Raw genomic sequence first — 17,782 nt, 5'->3', positions numbered from 1 at the left:
GGTTATCTGCTTTTAACGTCAAGCTGGTCTCTCAGCCCTTCACCTATCAAATTACAAGATAAAACTACAAGAAAGATGGCAAGGCCAGGGTAGATCATTAATTCCGGATGCGTTTGAAAATATGGTCTGCCGTCATTAAGCATTGCTCCCCATTCCGGATTTGGCGGCTGTGCACCAAGTCCTATGTAGGAAAGGGAGGAAATAATCAGAATAACTTTTCCGATATCCAGTGCCGCAAGGATAAGAACCGGCGCCATGATTTGAGGCAGCAAGTGCCTCGTCAGCAGCTTAATAGAAGAGCAGCCTCCAACCTTTGCGGCAAGAATATATTCTTTTTCCTTTTCAGAAATAACAATTCCTCTTACAAGACGGGTGTAGCTGATCCATTTAACAAGAACAACTGAAATCATCAAGTTTGTCAGGCTCGGGCCCAAAAATCCCGCTATAGCGATTGCCAAAATAAATTCTGGCAGAGCAAGAAGTCCGTCCGCTATTCTCATGAGGACAGCATCAAAGCGTCCCCCGATATACCCGGCCAGCAGACCTATCGGCAGACCTATGCACAGAACACTTGCTACTACAAGCGCCGTAATACTAAGGGTGGTCTTCGCCCCAACGACCAGCCTAGAAAAAATGCACCTGCCGAGGTTGTCTGTCCCAAGCGGATACTGCAGACTCGGAGAAGCAAATCGTTCTCCCATGCTTGCTGTATACGGATCATTTGGTACAAGCAAAGGACCAGTAAGAGAAAGGACGGCAATAAATGCAAGAAGTCCGGCTCCTGTCAGAATCATCGGTTTACCGGTAAAGGTTTGTCTTCGAAAAAATACTGTGTACCTTTTTACATTCAGTATACTTTTCATTCAGTTACCCCATTTCCCCGTCTGATTCGCGGATCAATGAAAAAATAGGAAAGATCCGCAACGAGGTTCATTGCAACGACAAAAACGCCTGTCAATAATACATATCCCTGTATAACCGGATAATCCCGGGCAAAAATGGCGTCAACTGCCATGCTTCCGAGCCCGGGCCACGAAAAAAGAATTTCAATGACGACCGCTCCGCCAAGCAAGCTCCCCATACTCAAACCTAACACGGTCATCACCGGCAAAAGCGCAGCTCTTATGGCATGAATCCATAGGATTCGCCATTCTTTTACCCCTCTTGCTCTTGCTGCCCGGACATAATCCTCCGAATAGCTTTCCATCAGACCGGAACGCAATAATCTTGCATACACAGCAGCGAGAGAAAACCCTAAAGCAAACGAGGGCAAGATGGATTGATTCCATTCTCCAAATCCATTTGAAGGCAGCAGCTGAAGCTTAAAGGCGAAAACATAAATAAGCATCAGTCCTAGCCAAAAGCTCGGAATTGATGCTCCAATTAGCGCAAGCACTCTGCTGACATGGTCAAGCCATTTTCCTGGAAAACGTCCTGCTGCAATGCCGAGCGGAAGCGCGATTGAAATCATGACGAGCAGTGCTCCGCAAGCAAGCTCCATGGTTATCGGCAAGCGTTCCATCATTTCTTCCCCGACTGGATTCCCGCTTATGTAGGACTTTCCAAGATCAAGCTGAAGCAGCCCTAGCATCCACTTTCCGTATTGAACATAAATGGGCTGATCAAAGCCAAGCTCTTTTCTGAGCTCAGCCTGATCAGCATCTGTTACTAACATTTCATCAGCGTTTAGTATCTGCATGACCGGATCTCCGGGAGCAATCTTCATTAGTCCGAACGTAAAGACAGACAAGATGAAAACAACCAGTACAAGCTGAGTCAGACGCTGTTTTATGAGAGGAAGCATGTTATTTCACATCCATTGTATGAGTCAAAATATAATACTCCTCAGCCGTAGGCTTAAAATTTTGAATGCGCTCATTTACCCCAACAAGGATGTTTGGATAAACGGCATAGCTGTGCGCGAATTCTTTGTTAATGATTCTTGCTGCATCCTTTGTCAGCTGTGTTCTTTTTTCTAAATCGGCGGTTGTATTTAATTCGTTAATCAGTTCATTCAGTTCCGGGATTGAGATCTTCCCGACATTTAATGCACCCTTATCTGTAAAGGCTGTATTCAGGAAGTAGCTTCCATCTCCCCTCGGAGACGTATTATTGCTGTATGTAGCCAGATCCCAGTCTTTATTTTCGGCAAGGTGTGTATCTGCATTTTCAACATTTTTTATTTCGATATCAATTCCCGCTTTAGCAGCATCTGACTGCAGAAGCTGTGCGATTAACGGCAGCTCCGGCCGTGCTTTATACGTAATCAGTTCCAGTTTAAGCGGTTCTCCGTCCTTTTCCATCTTTCCTTTGCCATTTTCTTTATAGCCTGCTTCAGCAAGCAATGCCTTCGCTTTTTCAACATCTACAGCTTTAATCTCATCTTTGACTCCAAACGGATGAGTGCTGTTGAACGGACCACTCGCTGGAATCCCGTGTCCGAGCATAATATCTTCTGCAGCGCTTTTACGGTCAAGAAGCAAGTCGAGCGCCTCTCTGACTTTGATGTCTGACACTTTAGGGCTTTGCTGGTTGTACAAAATAAAATGCGCTCTAAGACCCGGAATAGATTCAACGTTCAGCTCCTTGTCTTTTTCAATCGGTTCAATGCCTTCTGAAGGAATATTGTAGACAACATCTGCCTCTTTGGACTGAAAAGCAAGAGATCTTACGTTAGCATCTTCATTAAATTTAATGACAGCTTCATTAAGCTTTGGTTCCCCAGCCCAATATTCACTGTATTTTTCAACTTGCACTTCTTGATTCGAGATGAATTTTTTTACTTTAAACGGGCCTGTCCCAACAGGAGAATTGTTAAATGCTTTTTCTCCCATCTCTTTCTCGGCTTTTGTGTTTACAATCGATGTATACGGGTTCACAAGCTCAGATGGCAGAGCCGGGTATGGTTCTGTCGTTGTAATGGAAAGCGTTTGTCCATTTGCTTCTAATGATTTGATTTTCAAAGACCCTTCAAGTGATTCGTTAACCTTGATACTACGCTCAAGTGAAGCTTTTACAGAAGCAGCGTCAAGTTTCTTGCCATCCTGAAACGTAACATTATCGCGGATCGTAAATGTCCAGTTTACGTTATCCTCTGTTTCCCACTTCTCTGCAAGCCAGCCCTCAATAGCTGAATCCTGATCAAGCTTAAGCAGTGTTTCTGTTACACCGGCACGAATTGGTGTAAATCCTGTGTGCGGATCCATATTTGGTGATTTAAAGCTGAAAATCATGGTGACTTTTTTATCCTTTTCATCTTTTTCATGATTTGACTGGCTTTTTTCAGCGGAACATCCTGCAGCCGCCAGGATAAACATGCCTATTAAAATAGCAATCACGCTTTTTGTCATTCTAAACGATTTCATAGCATCTACCGTCCTTAAATTATTTAATTCGTAATTATTACGATTTATATTACTAAATAGTACTAGCTTCCTCAAAATCGGTCAATGACTATTTTTCATAAACAACAGACGTACTTCTTTTAACCGAAGCGGTCCTCCTATTCATCACGGACAGGAGCACACATGAAGCAATGATCAGAATACCGCCGGAAATGGTGAGGGCATCCGGCACCTCTGACCAGAATAAAAAGCCCCACAAAGCATTGAAGACAATTCCTATGTATCTGGTCATTTCCACCACGACAATATTTTCATGTGTGAATGCTTTTGTCAGGAAAATCTGTCCGAGAAGGGACACAACTCCAATACAGACAAGATAGAAACCTTCCAGCAGCGACGGTACAACAAACTCGTTCCACATAAGCGGCACTGAGACAACAGTCCCTGTTGCGAGAAAGTAAAAAACAATTTCATATGAAGGATGCCGTTTACTCAAATACCGGATCGATGTGGCTGCTCCTGCTGCAAAAAGAGCACTCAATACACCGACCAGCGCATAAACAGAGAATGCGGAAAAGGTAAACGGCTTAATCAGCAGGATTGCTCCGAGAAATACTAGCGGAAGAATATAAAACGTCGACCTTGACACTTTTTCCTTCAAAAAAACAGCCGATAAGAAAAACACAAAAATGGTTGATAAGTGGGCAAGAATGCTTGCGTCAGCAAGCGGTATTTTAGATATGGTGTAAAAATAAGCATACAAATACAAAGCGCCGAGAAGTCCTCTTATAAAGAGCATTGGCACACCTTTTTTTGAAAAAGGGACCCTGCTTTGTTTCATCATGATAAAGATGAGGATTGTTCCAATCAAACTGCGGAAGAACATAATCTCTGACGCAGGTATATTCAGGCTGACCGCTTTCACAAGCGCGTTCATAATGCTGAAGACAAGCGATGATAAGACAGCGAGCATGACCCCGTTTTTCAGCAAATGCCACAGCTCCCTTCAAGCCGGTAATTGTCAAATGAAGATTTGTGTTTATCACTGAACAGGGCTGCTTCTTCTTCGAAAGTCCGAAGCAGGGAATGCGCTCTCGGCATTTGAATGCCCGCTTCAAATGCAAGGTCTGTCACCAGTTTCAGCTTGTGGTAATCTTCAAGCGGAATCCGCGGAAGCGACCACTGTCCTGAAACGGTACTCTTGACCTGAGTAAATGACACTTTTGAGAAATCAAAATATGTTCCGTTCTCGTCTGGAACCGAAAATGGATCGATTAAAATAGACGTATATCTGATGTACAGCAAATATTCTTGTTTCTCCGTACTGAACTCGGGGAAATGTTCAATGTCCTTTCTTGAAAGCGTATATTCATGAACCGGATAGTTATCATCGTTCAGAAACTTCAGAAGATTAATAGGCTTGGCCCCAAAATAGGCAACCACTGCAGAAACTTCTTTCCAGAGAGCATTCATGGCTCTGATTGCGTGCTGAGTAATCGGCCCTTCAGGATATAGCTTGTACATGGATTTAACTGACTTGCTTTCACTCAGAATCTCTCTCATTGCAACAGCATTCATAAATAATGGCGGATGAACATAGGTTGTAATGCTTCTGCTCTCTGCTTCAACCGGAGAAGAAAGGACATCTGCATCTGTCCCTACGCTTTTTACTAATTCTGCCAGAAACGGTACAAAGCTGCTGTCTTTGATGGAAGATCCAATATACACCTTTTTCTTAACAGCTTTCGTAAAGGCCATAAACTCATCCTCTTCTGAATACTTAGTTGCAGCATAATATGCAGACATGCTGATGACTTCTATGTCTAATGACAAACGGTCTATGATCGTTGAAGCAGAGCCGATTCCTGGCGAGAGGAGGACAATCCGTTTCGTCTTTTTCAGTCTGTGTATGTTCATCTCTTTTAAAATATCAAGGTATGTATGGCTTGGCGTGCATAAAATAATCGTTTCCCATCTGTCATCCACTTGATCTAAGGATCTGTAAAATCGATTGAGGCTGGCCTTTCCGCTTAAATTCTGATCTAAGTGAGGAGCAAATAAGGAGCTTATCTCGTAACCATTCTGATCAAAGTGAGCTTTAAGCCGTTCGGAATGTTCTCCGGCACGGTTTGACAACCCAAGTTCTTTAGAAAATCCTCCTTTTGCGGTCTGCACAGATACTGCTGCCGCCGCCGGACCTGCACCCGCAATCAGCGTGTTTCCAAAGGCGTTCAATGGTAAAGTCATGAATATTCCATTTCCTTTCCTGCCCTTGCCGGCACTTGTTTTTCTAGAATAAGGGTATCGTAGAAACGCCCCTCTTGATGAATGGTTTCTGTTTTCCAGTCTGAATCAGGTGAATAGTCAAACGGATAATTAAAGATCGATTTAAGTCCATTGCCGTAGCGCAAAATGACTTTTGCACCATTTGGGAGGATCGATGTAAGTTCATCAATAATTTCCTTCTTCTCTTTTACAAGGGAAGCAATCATGACATGAGTGGCTTCTTTAATTGATGGAAGCTCCGCAACAGGCTTGCTTGTAAAATTGACCTCCCTTAAACCTGACAGACCCGCAATATTTCTTCCCATCACTACCGCTTCTTCATCAATATCCAGACAAGTAATAGCAGCACCCGTTTCTCTGGCAATGGTTAAAGCGGATAGGGGAAAAGCTCCTGATCCAATAAAGAAAACCTTTGATTCAACCGAAATGCCGCAGCTGGCTGCATCCTGTTTAACAGATGCGGAAAGTGCCGAAAAATAGTCAGACATGTCTGCTTTGTTTTCGGCCGTACAGACCGACTGATGCTTCTCAAGGGCTGATACAGCTGCTGAAGACGCTTCTCTGAGCATTGCGGAGTACTTACTGATTTCTAAATCACTTCCCCATAAACCCCATCGTCTTTCATTCGTTTCATTCATGACAAAGGCAGAAAGTTCGTCCAGTCTTTCTGTCAGCATCTCACAGCACGGACTGCTTTCTTTTATAAAGGCAGACAATTCCTCTATTTCATGCAATATCATTTTTATCGATACCAGAAATGTGTACTTATCTTCCAAGGTAACCCTCCTCAAAACGTAATAATTACGATTTGAAGTTTATCACTCTCCCTTTCTCTGCGTCAATCAGGTAAAAAGGCTCAAAAAAAGCAGGCCCTGCACACAGGGCACTGCTCTCTTCTTATCCAAATACTTTTGCCAATTCTTTTTTATCCTGATCAAGCCAGAAACGCATTAAACGCTTTGCACCTTCTAAATCATGCAGTTTCGCTTGTCCGCATTGCTTTTCATTAGCTGCTGGAATTTCTGTAATTTCAATTGCATCTTTCAGCGTATCATCTAAAAGATCAATAATTTCTTCCACTGTTGGCTCACCGCTGACTACTAAGTAGTAACCAGTCTGGCAGCCCATTGGAGAAATGTCGATAATGTCAAAATGGTCGTATTTCTCTGAATGTGTGCGGATGTTAAACGCAAGCAAATGCTCTAAAGTATGAATCACATCCGGCTTCATGGCCTGCTTGTTCGGCTGGCAGAAGCGGATATCAAATTTATTGACAAGTCCGTCGCTTCCTACTTTGTGAACTCCGCAATGTCTGACATATGGTGCTTTTACTGCATTATGGTCAAGATCAAAGCTTTCTACTGATGGCATAATTACCACTCCTTATTAAGACTTCTTCATTCATCATACAATTAATTCCGATAAAATTCATCTATTTTATCCGGATTAAATCTTCCAATTTTAACTTATTCTCGAATTGAAGTATACTTAAGGCATAAAAAGAGGTGACATGAATGAAACAGCTATTTATTGCCCTTATCCGTTTTTACCAAAAATTTCTTTCGCCGCTGAAGCCGCCATCATGCCGCTTTTACCCGACATGCTCGCATTACGGACTGGAATCCGTTAAGCGGTTTGGCGCTCTTAAGGGCGGGTATTTGACCGTCAAAAGAATTATGAAGTGCCATCCCTTTCATCCTGGAGGCTTTGATCCAGTTCCTGAAAAAAAGGATCAGGCCTGATAGCCGTCTGCTACAAGATCAAGCTTTCCGGTTGATGGATCAATGATCAGCCCGTGGACAGGCACATCATTTGGAAGCAATGGATGGTTTCGGATAACGTCTACACTATGTTTTACACTGTCTTCGACGTTATCAAACCCTTTTAGCCATTCTTCTAAATGAATGCCAGAATAATTCAGGGTATCAATCTTATCCTGGGATATTCCGCGTTTCATGGCTTTTTCAAGAAAAGAATCCGGATTAAGGCTGCTCATTCCGCAATCATAGTGGCCGACAACGCATACTTCATCTGCTCCAAGCTCCATAACAGCTACCAGAATGCTTCTCATAATACTTCCAAACGGGTGTGCAACAATAGCCCCCGCACTTTTTACAATCTTTACATCTCCGTTTTTAATGTTCATGGCCTGCGGAAGAAGTTCAACAAGCCGAGTATCCATACAGGATAAAATAACCAGCTTTTTGTCAGGAAATTTGGTGGTTTGAAACTTTTCGTAGTCGCGTTTTTCTACAAACTGGGTGTTGTGATTAATAATTTCATCTAACAATCTCATCTGCAATTCTCCTTAAACATCATTTTTTCAGCACTTTTACAAAAAAGCAGCTTTTAATTAATATATCATAACACTTGTTTTTTAGGTTAGTTTTGCTATATGATGATTTTTGTAAATCGTAATGATTATTATTTATAGATGCGAAAGGGCCTTGGTCAGCTCCGACAGGCTGATAAGGAGCAGGCGGAAAAATCCGGGTTTGACTTTTTTAGGGATCTGTTCTGACCGAGGAGTTAGGCGCTGAGGTAGACATCAATACCCCGAAATAAATACTCTCAACAAAAATAAGGAGGATTTTCATGATGAATCAAATTCCCGTTACGGTGCTGAGCGGTTACTTAGGAGCAGGCAAGACCACCCTATTGAAGCACATTCTGGAGAATAAAGAAGGCAAACGAATTGCTGTCATCGTAAACGATATGAGCGAGATTAATATTGATGCAAGCTTAATCAAAAAGGATGTCATCAGCAGGACTGAAGAAAAATTGGTTGAGATGCAAAATGGGTGCATCTGCTGTACCCTTCGCGAAGATTTAATGGTGGAGGTTGAACGGCTTGTTAAGGAAGGAGATATCGATTATATCGTAATCGAATCATCCGGCATCAGCGAGCCGGTGCCTGTAGCACAAACCTTTACGTATATCGATGAAGAATCCGGCATTGATCTTTCGCAAACATGCTGTTTGGATACAATGGTCACGGTTGTAGACGGCAATCGCTTTTGGGAGGATTTCTCCTCAGGTGAAAATCTTCTTGACCGAAAGCACGGAACAGATGAAAACGATACGAGAGAAGTGATTGATTTATTAATTGATCAAATCGAATTTGCCAATGTGCTTATATTGAACAAGACAGACCTTTTAAACGAAGAAGACATGAATGAACTGTATGGAGTTCTTAGAAAGCTGAACCCCGATGCAAAGATCTTGAAAACAACATACAGCAGAGCACCTGTTTCTGAAATTCTCAATACAAAGAGCTTTGATTTTGAAAAAGCAAGTCAATCTGCGGGCTGGATAAAGGAATTAAATGAGGAGCATACACCTGAAACCGAAGAGTATGGCATTTCATCCTTTGTCTATAGAAGACGCCGGCCCTTTCACCCCAAACGCTTTATGAACTGGCTTGAGAATTGGCCGGCTGATGTTGTACGGGCTAAAGGCTTTTTCTGGCTCGCTACAAGAAATGATACATCAGGGCTTTTGTCACAGGCAGGGACTTCAATCATGATTCAGGGAGCAGGGGAATGGGTGGCAGCTTATCCGGAGAATGAGCGGATTGAAACACTTAAAGAAGAACCTGAGCTGCTGGAACGCTGGGATAAAACATTTGGTGACCGCATGACAGAACTTGTGTTTATCGGAATTGATCTTTCAAGAGATGATATAGAAACCTCGCTTGACGGCTGTCTGCTTTCAGACGAAGAAATGTCATCAGATTGGTCTGCCTTAACAGATCCTCTTCCTTCCTTTTCATAATTATTCGAATCCTTTTTCTTTTTAGGAAGAAACATTTCCAGTTCTCAAATCGTAAGTATTACGATATAATGTGAAAGGATATATTGAAATTAACTGATTACCACATATATAAGGAGTAAATGATGAAAAAAACAGGACTAACAATGGCACTTGCGCTAATGCTTGGAACAGCACTTGCCGGATGCGCAGATAATGATCAAAATACAGCGGATAATGGTGAAGACAAGCTGAAGGTTTATACAACAATCTTCCCCGTTCAGGACTTTACAAAGAAAATCGGCGGCGATGCCGTTGATGTGGAAAGCATCTATCCTGCAAATACTGATGCACATACATTTGAACCTTCCACGAAAGATATGGTTGCGATGGCAGAGGGAGACGCATTTATTTATTCAGGCGTTGGTCTTGAAGGCTTCGCCGAAAAAGCAACGGCAACCTTAAAATCAGAAGATGTGAAAATCATTAAAGCCGGTGAAGGCATTGAGCTTGCTGAAGCTTCCCACGATGAAGAAATTCATGAGGAGCATGAAGACGAGGAAGATCATGCTGAACATTCCGATGAGGAAAACCATGATGAGCACGCTGATGAAGACGCTCATGCCCACGATCATGGAGATAAAGATCCCCATATTTGGCTGGATCCTGCACTCTCCATTCAAATGGCTGAAACGATCAAAAATGGTTTAATAGAGCTTCAGCCAGAATCTAAACATGAATTTGAAAAGAATTTTGAAACCCTCAAATCAAATCTTGAGAAATTGGATGCAGATTATAAAGAAACAATTGATGCTGCAGACAAAAAAGAAATTTTGGTATCGCATGCCGCTTACGGCTATTGGGAAGAGCGCTACGGCATTCAGCAAATCAGTGTCCTCGGATTATCGCCGACCCAGGAGCCATCGCAAAAGCAGCTGCAGTCCATTATAGAGACTGCAAAAGAACACAACATGAACTATATTCTTTTTGAAAACAACGTAAACAGCAAAATTGCAGATATCGTCAAGACGGAAATTGGAGCGGAGAGCCTGACCCTGTCTAATCTGGAGTCAATCTCTGAAGAAGATGCAAAAAACAATGAAGACTACTTCAGTTTAATGGAACGAAATTTGGAAACGCTGAAAACGGCATTATCGAATTAAGAGAAATCCCGGCCTTATGAACAGGCCGGGATTTTTTATATGGTTATTTTCACAGAAATGACTGGTTAAAAGTCGTTTTGATCTCTTCTGCATTCAAATTCTGTCCGATTAAAATCAAAACTGTTTTCTCTGTATCGACTTTAGAATCGGAAAGAACGGCTTTTTTTGAAGCAAACTGCATCTCCCGCAGCTCACTTTTTCCCTCTATATACAGATATCCTTTCGCACGAATCAGTCCGTTTATTCCTTTCAGCCATGTTTCAAGCTTTTTCAGACGAACCGCTGGAAGTCCAGCTATTTTTAGAGTTGCAATCGAATGATGGTGGTGATGTTGCCCATCAGTGTCTGTCAGGGTTACAAGGCTTTGCCTTTGTTCAGCAAGTTTTACAAAAGGAACATCACCGTAAGAGGCTGCAAGTATTTCAACACCTGGAGAGATCACTTTTTCAATTTTTTGTCTGACTTTTTCTTGTTCTTTTTCATTAACCATGTCTATTTTATTGAGGATAATAAAATCAGATGAAATGATTTGTTCTTTTAAAAGAGAACGGATTTCCTTAGAGCTTGCAAACATACTTTGATAATCGAGGTAGTGGCTTGCATCGACTATTCCGATCATTGACATAAGCTCAAATTCCTCAATCAGTTCAGGAGAAAGCAGGATATCTTTAATTTCTAATGGATTGGCCACTCCCGTCCCCTCAATTAAAAGGACATCAGCTCCTTCACCTTCTAAAAAGCCTTTGAGTGTGGTTATGAGGTCATCCTGAATCGTACAGCAAATGCATCCATTTAAAAGTTCATGAACGGTTTGATCCTCAAATAAATGCTTTTCAACATTTTCATCGCCTAGTTCATTTAAGATAATCCCAACTTGTTCTCCTCTCTTTTTAAACTCATTGACCATCTTTCCTAATACAGTCGTTTTCCCGCTGCCAAGAAAACCGCTTATGGTATACACAGGTATGCGTTTCATGTTCAAGCCTCCTCTATATGTAAGAATATCAAGTTTCCTCATTAAAAAAGATGCCCGGAAACAATTTGTTCCCAGGCGCCATTGACAGATTACATATTGTATTTTTTCTTAAAGCGCTCTGCACGTCCATCGCGGTCTGCGAATTTTTGACGTCCTGTGTAGAATGGATGTGTATCTGAACTTACCTCTATTTTAATAAGAGGATATGTGCGGCCATCTTCCCATTCAGTTGTCTCATTTGATTTCATGGTTGATCCGCTCAAGAATTTAAACCCGCTGTTTGTATCCATATAAACAACTTTATGATAATCCGGATGGATTCCTTGTTTCATTGTAAAGCACTCCTTTAATCGTAATTATTACGTTTTATATATTACAGGGTTTGTCCGTGTTTGTCAATGTAAGTGATAGGCTTAGAATCTGCTGTTTCATAAAACAAGTTCCATATTTACCGCATATTTCCTGAAAATGTGAAGACAATAAGGGAAGATTGTTACAACCTTGGGAAAGAAAGGCGGAAATAAGATGGATGATCTCGTATTAGCCAGATCCTTGTTTGGGACGACAATGGGCTTTCATATTATCTTTGCATCACTTGGTGTAGGTCTTCCTCTCATGATTCTGATTGCAGAACTGCTGTTTCAAAAAACAAAGGATCATGATTATGCGGTCATGGCGAAAAGGTGGACAAAAGGGCAGGCGGTGCTCCTCGGAGTTGCGATTCCTACAGGGACTATCGCAGGTGTACAGCTCGCTTTGTTATGGCCGGGTTTTATGGAGGTTATCGGACGTGTAATGGCGCTGCCGTTTCAAATAGAAATCTATGCTTTCTTTGTGGAAGCCTTGTTTATGTCAATTTACGTTTACGCAGCTGACAGAATTTCTCCCCGGATGAGAATTGTCAGTGTTTCGCTTGTCCTGCTCGGGGCTGCAGCCTCCGCCATCTTAATTACAAATGTTCATGCATTTGAAGGTACTCCAGCCGGATTCAGAATTGAAAATGGGGAAATTGTTGATGTAGACCCATGGGCTGCCTTTTTTAATCCAAGCTTTATCGTTACAGCTGGACATGTTGTGGTTTCAGCGTTTATGACAGGTGCATTTGTTATTGCTTCTATATCAGCTTATAAGATGCTGAGAAATATGAAAAATGAACGCCTTTACCGCTTTCACCGCAAAGCATTAATGATGGGTCTTGTTGTAGGGGGGATTTTCTCATTTATTACTGCTTTGAATGGGCATGAATCAGCGCAAATGCTCCATGAATATCAGCCTGAGAAGCTGGCAGCTGCTGAAGGTTTATTTGAAACTCAGACATATGCCCCCCTTGCCATCGGAGGCTTTACGGACCGGGAAACACAGGAAGTTAAATGGGGCATTGAAATTCCGTGGGCTCTGAGCTTTTTAGCTGACAACAGCTTTAAAACGGAGGTTATTGGCTTGAATGATTTCCCTGAGGAATATTGGCCCCCGCTGTTTGTACATACGCTGTTTAATGCAATGGTTGGAATCGGCAGTCTGCTGATCTTCCTGTCTCTTCTCGGATTCTTCTGGTACAAAATATTGAAGCGTCCGCACTTCCCTAAATGGATGCTCGTCATATTTGTTCCTTCGGGAATACTTTCCATGCTTGCGATTGAGTTTGGATGGATTTTTGCCTGCACGGGAAGACAGCCTTGGGTTATATATCGTTTACTGAAAACAGAAGATGTAGTGACAGCCTCCGGTCAAATCGGAACCCTTTTTATTCTTTTCACACTTGTTTATACGGTATTAGGACTCGCTGTCATTCTTGTTCTGGTCTATTACTTCAAACGAAATCCAGTTGAAAAAGAACTTGATAAGTCCGCAGGTGATGGTGATGGCGTCAGTGTTTATTAAAGAAATGGAGGCGTTGCTTGAATGATTACAACAGATGCACTGCTCGCCATTACAGTTGTGTGGGGATTTGTTTTTATCTATGCTGTAATGGCGACAATGGATTTCGGAGCAGGCTTTTGGTCAATGATCTACATTAACAAAGAAAAAACGAACGCAACCAATATTGCCAATCGTTATTTATCCCCTACTTGGGAGGTCACGAATGTTTTTATTGTTGCTATTGTCGTAGCGCTTTTCAGCTTTTTCCCTGGCGCTACGTTTATTCTGGGCACTGTCTTGCTGATACCAGGAAGCATCATCCTATTACTTTTGGCGATTCGAAGCGGATTCCTTGTATTCTCCCATTACTCTAAAGGGTATGAAAAAGCACTTACTTATGTTTCCGGAATTTCCGGTTTCATTATACCCGCTATTTTATTGCTGGTTCTGCCCATCACTCATGGCGGGTTTATTGAGGTAGTAAACGGTTCACATCAGCTTCAGCTGGGCAAATTGTTTACAAGCCCAAATGCCTATGCCTTCAGCGGGTTCGCGATTACGAGCACGCTCTTTCTGTCATCGCTTCTGCTTTCTGATTACTCAAATGTGGCCAATGAACCGGAAGCTTACAAAGTATACAGGCGTGATGCCCTAATCTTAGGTCCGTTATCCCTAGTAATGGGTTTTTTGATTATGCTGACCCTTCGCACTGAGGCAAACTGGCTCTATATGAACATGATGAAGTATTTGCCTTTCCTGATTGGATCTGTTGCGATGTTTATGATTGCAGGGGGTGCTCTGTTTTTGCCGTCGCAAAAAGATAAAAGAACGCTTGGCAGACCTAGAATCGCGGTTGTAGCTGTAACCATTCAATACTTTCTTGCAAGCTATGCATACGGACGGGCACACCTGCCTTATATGCTGTATCCTGATGTGTCCATCCAGGATGGCTTTACCCACCCCAACACTTTCCATGCCGTGTTTATCACTTACATCGTTGGATTTTCAATTCTCTTTCCAGGGTTCTTTTACTTCTGGCGCTTATTTATGAAGGACAAACGGTATCTGAAGCAAAATGAATCATAAAAAATAAGGTGCGGCTGCACCTTATTTTTTTATCAAGCGTATGAAAAACTGCCTAACATGCAAACTAACTGTTGAACCCTAAACTAAAGGAGGTTTTGATAAATGCCAAGAGAAGTAAAGTGTGAAGTCAATAACTGTGAGTATTGGGGCAATGGCAATCAGTGTACAGCTGATGCCATCTATGTAGTCAGCCATAAAGGAGATACTGCTTCCCGCAGCGAGGAAACAGACTGCAAAACCTTTAAGCCTCATGATCTGTAAAAGAAAGGGCAGCTTTTCGCTGTCCTTTTTCTTTATTATTGATAATGAGAATCATTTTTATTCACAATTCATATCATTTTATTCACTAACTTCGGCCGAGGCAAATTTTCTTCTTGACAGAAGCTTCGATAACAGCCCGTGTGAGGGTGAAAAAATAAATATCAGGAAAAAGATCAGTCCTGCAGCAGTAGCCATTGCCCCTGCAATCGAGACATTCAGCCACGTTGCTGCATAGTAGCCGGATACTGCTGATAAAATTCCGATAATTGAACTGATGATCAGCATATGAAGCAATTTATCCGTCAGCAGGTAGGCAGCTGATGCAGGCACAATAAGCATGGCTACAACCAAAATTGCACCAACACTGTCAAATGATGCAACCGTTGTAATCGAGAGCATCCCCATTTGCAGGTAATGAATGAGTAGCACTGGGATCCCAATTGCTACTGCCATCTGAGGGTCAAACGAAGAAATCTTAAATTCTTTGTAAAAAAGAACGATAAGCAATAGATTCACGATAAAGACAGAACCAAGCATCCATACTGCTTTTGGCCCCAGATCAGCACCGGCTATGGTGATCGTATCCCACGGCACAAATGTAATTTCCCCCATCAGCGCGTGATTGACATCAAGATGGATGTTTCCTCCAAATAACGAAAGCAGGATAACACCTATGGCAAAGAGAGATGTAAAAACAACTCCGATTGCAGCATCTGACTGAACACCTTTAGCATTTAATATTTGCACTAGAAACGCTGTAAGCAATCCGACAACAGCGGCACCGATAAACATTGAAATCCCATCTAAGCTTCTGCTGACAAAATAGGCTCCTACGATGCCAAGCAAGACAGAATGACTGATTGCATCTGCAAGCATGGCCATTTTCCTTAAGATCAGGAAACAGCCAATCATCGCACATGTAATGCCGACCAGAGAACCTGTCAGTAAAATCCATGCATCATAACTCATTGATACAGCCACTCCTTCCTGCTTAGGCTATTCTTCGTCTTAGGCAGCAGCATCGGCTCTCTATGATGATCTTTTAACAGGTTCATTAAACGATCCTTCATATCGTTTGACATCATTTCCACATCAACATCATCACGGCTTGTAATTTGAAGCTGGGCAAGCTCCATTTCATGCATAAGGTACATTTCATAAAGGCGCTGATTTAAAGCAAGATGATAGGCAAGCTGCAGGCCATTTTCTGTAAGCCTCCAGCTATCCCCTTCTCCTTTCATGATCAGGCGCTTTTTCAAAAGCTCTTTTAATGATCTGCTGACAAGACTGTTGGCTGCTTTTCTTTTATTCACAATTTCGTCCAGCGAAAAGGATACAGCAGAATATTTCCCCCCTGCACTTTCTGTTAAATCATAAAAAGACAGAAGCAGCTGTTCAACCGATGTTCTTTTTCTCAGCTTGATTTGCTTTAACGCTTTTGAAACCAGCCCGCGTTTTGGTGCAAAAATCAGTGAGATTAGAAAGAGCAATGTAGCTGCAACAATTATTAGAGGACCAGTTGCCATTCCTCTTACTGTTGTGCTCAGGAAAGTTCCAGCTACCCCGGAAATACCTCCGATGATTCCAGCAATAATTACCATATGCCCAAGCTTATCTGTCCAATATCTTGCTGAGATGGCAGGTGTTATAAGCATTGCTGCCATTAAAATGACCCCTACGGTCTGAAGTCCGATAACAACTGCACAAACAATTAAAACCATGAGCAGGCCATTCAGAAATGTTGTTGGAAGTCCAATTCCTTTTGCAAACTGAGGGTCAAACGTCAAAATCTTAAATTCTTTAAAGAAAACAGCTGTCAGAAGGAGTAATATCGCTGCAATCAGAGTAATGATCTGAACATCCTGACCGACCATTGAAGCTGCTTTTCCGAAAATAAAATCGCTCAAGCCGCTTTGGTTTCCGCCGCTGTTGTGCTGAATATAAGTCAGCAGAACGATTCCAAATCCAAAGAATACGGATAAAACAAGACCTAAAGCTGAGTCTTCTTTAATTCGGGAATTCTGTATGATAAATTGGATAAGCCATGCAGCAATCATCCCTGAAATGGCTGCTCCGACAAGAAACCAAACTAAGGATTTGGACCCGTAAAGCAGGAATGCCATACACACACCCGGCAAGGCAGCATGGGCCATTGCATCTCCTATCAGACTTTGTTTCCTTAGGAGAGCAAAGCTTCCGAGAACCCCGCTTGCAAGCCCAAGCAGCATCGTTCCAAGCAGAACCCACTGCGTATTCTGATTTTGCAATTGATAGAATAGTTCTTCCATCATATCCACTCACTCCTGTTTTGTTTCATCCACAAGCACACTTTTGTCCTGTAAAAATGTGAGCCTGCCTCCGTATGTTTTTTGAAGATTATCCATCGTAAAGACTTCACTCGTTGGACCAAATGCAATCTTCCTTAAATTCAGAAGCAGAACCCAGTCAAAATATTCTTCAACTGTCTGAAGATCATGATGAACAACCAATACCGTTTTCTGTCTTGCCTTTAGTTCATTTAAAAGGGAAATGATCGCTTTTTCAGTTGCTGCATCGACACCCACAAACGGTTCATCCATGAAATACACATCTGCATCCTGTGCAAGTGCTCTTGCTAAGAACACACGCTGCTGCTGTCCGCCAGACAGCTGGCTGATTTGTCTGTCAGCGAAGTCGAGCATGCCTACTTTTTCGAGACATCCGCGGGCAAATTCGATATCTTTTTTCCCCGGACGCTTGAGCCAGCCAATATGGCCGTATCGTCCCATCAGCACGACATCAAGTGCATTCGTCGGAAAATCCCAATCCACTGATCCCCGCTGAGGGACGTATCCGACGCGTTTACGCTGTTTTTTATAATGATCGCCATAGATTTCAACTTCTCCCGATGCCACTGGAATCAATCCTAAAACGGCTTTAATTAAAGTAGACTTCCCAGCTCCATTTGGTCCGATTATTCCAATTAATTTTCCTTCCGGAACTTCAAACCCCACCTCTTGCAAAACCGGTTTGCGGTGATAGGCTACTGTCAAATTTTCAACAGTTACTGGATTCAT

19 protein-coding genes are annotated in these 17,782 nt (G+C 42.3%); 6 read left to right on the top strand and 13 right to left on the bottom strand.

The window, feature by feature from the left end; all coding sequences use genetic code 11:
* Positions 1 to 2: 2 nt before the first annotated feature.
* From nikC to GJU41_RS14815, 7 genes are all read right to left on the bottom strand, one after another.
* Positions 3 to 794 carry a nickel transporter permease gene (nikC, locus tag GJU41_RS14845; RefSeq protein ID WP_396653223.1) on the bottom strand — a complete coding sequence of 264 codons (792 nt, stop codon included), beginning with the start codon at positions 792 to 794 and terminating at the stop codon, positions 3 to 5.
* Between the two features lie 65 nt (positions 795 to 859).
* Positions 860 to 1,804 carry a nickel ABC transporter permease gene (gene nikB / locus GJU41_RS14840; RefSeq protein ID WP_154319050.1) on the bottom strand — a complete coding sequence of 315 codons (945 nt, stop codon included), beginning with the start codon at positions 1,802 to 1,804 and terminating at the stop codon, positions 860 to 862.
* A 1-nt stretch (position 1,805) separates the two neighbouring features.
* Positions 1,806 to 3,365: a nickel ABC transporter substrate-binding protein gene (nikA, locus tag GJU41_RS14835; RefSeq protein WP_154319049.1), complete on the bottom strand. Its 1,560-nt coding sequence runs from the start codon at positions 3,363 to 3,365 to the stop codon at positions 1,806 to 1,808.
* Between the two features lie 88 nt (positions 3,366 to 3,453).
* Complete coding sequence (locus GJU41_RS14830; protein WP_282958543.1) at positions 3,454 to 4,335, bottom strand: DMT family transporter; 882 nt, start codon at positions 4,333 to 4,335, stop codon at positions 3,454 to 3,456.
* Positions 4,329 to 5,591 carry an opine metallophore biosynthesis dehydrogenase gene (locus GJU41_RS14825; protein ID WP_154319048.1) on the bottom strand — a complete coding sequence of 421 codons (1,263 nt, stop codon included), beginning with the start codon at positions 5,589 to 5,591 and terminating at the stop codon, positions 4,329 to 4,331. The genes GJU41_RS14830 and GJU41_RS14825 overlap by 7 nt, the downstream gene beginning before the upstream one ends.
* Positions 5,588 to 6,406, bottom strand: a complete 819-nt coding sequence (locus GJU41_RS14820) for a nicotianamine synthase family protein (RefSeq protein WP_154319047.1) — start codon at positions 6,404 to 6,406, stop codon at positions 5,588 to 5,590. Before GJU41_RS14820 ends, GJU41_RS14825 begins: the two co-directional genes overlap by 4 nt.
* A gap of 121 nt (positions 6,407 to 6,527) precedes the next feature.
* Positions 6,528 to 7,001: an S-ribosylhomocysteine lyase gene (locus GJU41_RS14815; protein ID WP_070878755.1), complete on the bottom strand. Its 474-nt coding sequence runs from the start codon at positions 6,999 to 7,001 to the stop codon at positions 6,528 to 6,530.
* Positions 7,002 to 7,144: 143 nt separating this feature from the next.
* On the opposite strand from GJU41_RS14815, the gene yidD reads away from it, so the two are divergent.
* Positions 7,145 to 7,372, top strand: coding sequence for a membrane protein insertion efficiency factor YidD (yidD, locus tag GJU41_RS14810; RefSeq protein ID WP_154319046.1), 228 nt, complete (start codon positions 7,145 to 7,147; stop codon positions 7,370 to 7,372).
* On the opposite strand, the gene GJU41_RS14805 is transcribed toward yidD, so the two are convergent.
* Positions 7,363 to 7,926 (bottom strand): beta-class carbonic anhydrase, encoded by a 564-nt coding sequence (locus GJU41_RS14805; RefSeq protein ID WP_070878753.1) that lies wholly within the window; start codon positions 7,924 to 7,926, stop codon positions 7,363 to 7,365. The genes yidD and GJU41_RS14805 overlap by 10 nt on opposite strands.
* A gap of 299 nt (positions 7,927 to 8,225) precedes the next feature.
* On the opposite strand from GJU41_RS14805, the gene GJU41_RS14800 reads away from it, so the two are divergent.
* Both GJU41_RS14800 and GJU41_RS14795 read left to right on the top strand, forming a co-directional pair.
* The gene (locus GJU41_RS14800) at positions 8,226 to 9,404 is read left to right on the top strand and encodes a GTP-binding protein (protein WP_154319045.1); all 1,179 of its coding nucleotides are present in this window, start codon (positions 8,226 to 8,228) and stop codon (positions 9,402 to 9,404) included.
* Positions 9,405 to 9,526: 122 nt separating this feature from the next.
* Positions 9,527 to 10,543: a metal ABC transporter substrate-binding protein gene (locus tag GJU41_RS14795; RefSeq protein WP_154319044.1), complete on the top strand. Its 1,017-nt coding sequence runs from the start codon at positions 9,527 to 9,529 to the stop codon at positions 10,541 to 10,543.
* 49 nt (positions 10,544 to 10,592) lie between these two features.
* On the opposite strand, the gene GJU41_RS14790 is transcribed toward GJU41_RS14795, so the two are convergent.
* Together GJU41_RS14790 and GJU41_RS14785 are read right to left on the bottom strand one after the other, a co-directional pair.
* Complete coding sequence (locus tag GJU41_RS14790) at positions 10,593 to 11,519, bottom strand: CobW family GTP-binding protein (RefSeq protein WP_170292807.1); 927 nt, start codon at positions 11,517 to 11,519, stop codon at positions 10,593 to 10,595.
* 89 nt (positions 11,520 to 11,608) lie between these two features.
* Positions 11,609 to 11,851, bottom strand: a complete 243-nt coding sequence (locus GJU41_RS14785; RefSeq protein ID WP_070878749.1) for a type B 50S ribosomal protein L31 — start codon at positions 11,849 to 11,851, stop codon at positions 11,609 to 11,611.
* Between the two features lie 193 nt (positions 11,852 to 12,044).
* On the opposite strand from GJU41_RS14785, the gene GJU41_RS14780 reads away from it, so the two are divergent.
* From GJU41_RS14780 to GJU41_RS14770, 3 genes are all read left to right on the top strand, one after another.
* Positions 12,045 to 13,400: a cytochrome ubiquinol oxidase subunit I gene (locus GJU41_RS14780; protein ID WP_154319042.1), complete on the top strand. Its 1,356-nt coding sequence runs from the start codon at positions 12,045 to 12,047 to the stop codon at positions 13,398 to 13,400.
* A gap of 21 nt (positions 13,401 to 13,421) precedes the next feature.
* Positions 13,422 to 14,465, top strand: a complete 1,044-nt coding sequence (locus GJU41_RS14775; protein WP_154319041.1) for a cytochrome d ubiquinol oxidase subunit II — start codon at positions 13,422 to 13,424, stop codon at positions 14,463 to 14,465.
* Between the two features lie 102 nt (positions 14,466 to 14,567).
* Positions 14,568 to 14,726 carry a DUF1540 domain-containing protein gene (locus tag GJU41_RS14770; protein WP_070878746.1) on the top strand — a complete coding sequence of 53 codons (159 nt, stop codon included), beginning with the start codon at positions 14,568 to 14,570 and terminating at the stop codon, positions 14,724 to 14,726.
* A 78-nt stretch (positions 14,727 to 14,804) separates the two neighbouring features.
* On the opposite strand, the gene GJU41_RS14765 is transcribed toward GJU41_RS14770, so the two are convergent.
* Genes GJU41_RS14765 through GJU41_RS14755 form a run of 3 tightly spaced genes read right to left on the bottom strand, consistent with a single transcriptional unit; the run spans position 14,805 to position 17,782 of the window.
* A complete protein-coding gene (locus tag GJU41_RS14765; RefSeq protein WP_070878745.1) occupies positions 14,805 to 15,695 on the bottom strand; it encodes a metal ABC transporter permease in 891 nt (296 codons plus the stop codon).
* Positions 15,692 to 17,017: a metal ABC transporter permease gene (locus tag GJU41_RS14760; RefSeq protein WP_154319040.1), complete on the bottom strand. Its 1,326-nt coding sequence runs from the start codon at positions 17,015 to 17,017 to the stop codon at positions 15,692 to 15,694. Before GJU41_RS14760 ends, GJU41_RS14765 begins: the two co-directional genes overlap by 4 nt.
* Positions 17,018 to 17,023: 6 nt before the next feature.
* Positions 17,024 to 17,782: a metal ABC transporter ATP-binding protein gene (locus GJU41_RS14755; protein ID WP_070878743.1), complete on the bottom strand. Its 759-nt coding sequence runs from the start codon at positions 17,780 to 17,782 to the stop codon at positions 17,024 to 17,026.

The sequence above is a fragment of the Metabacillus idriensis genome (assembly GCF_009674765.1).
GTDB classification, from domain to species: Bacteria; Bacillota; Bacilli; order Bacillales; family Bacillaceae; genus Bacillus_P; species Bacillus_P idriensis.
This window is presented reverse-complemented; position numbering and strand designations above follow the sequence as displayed.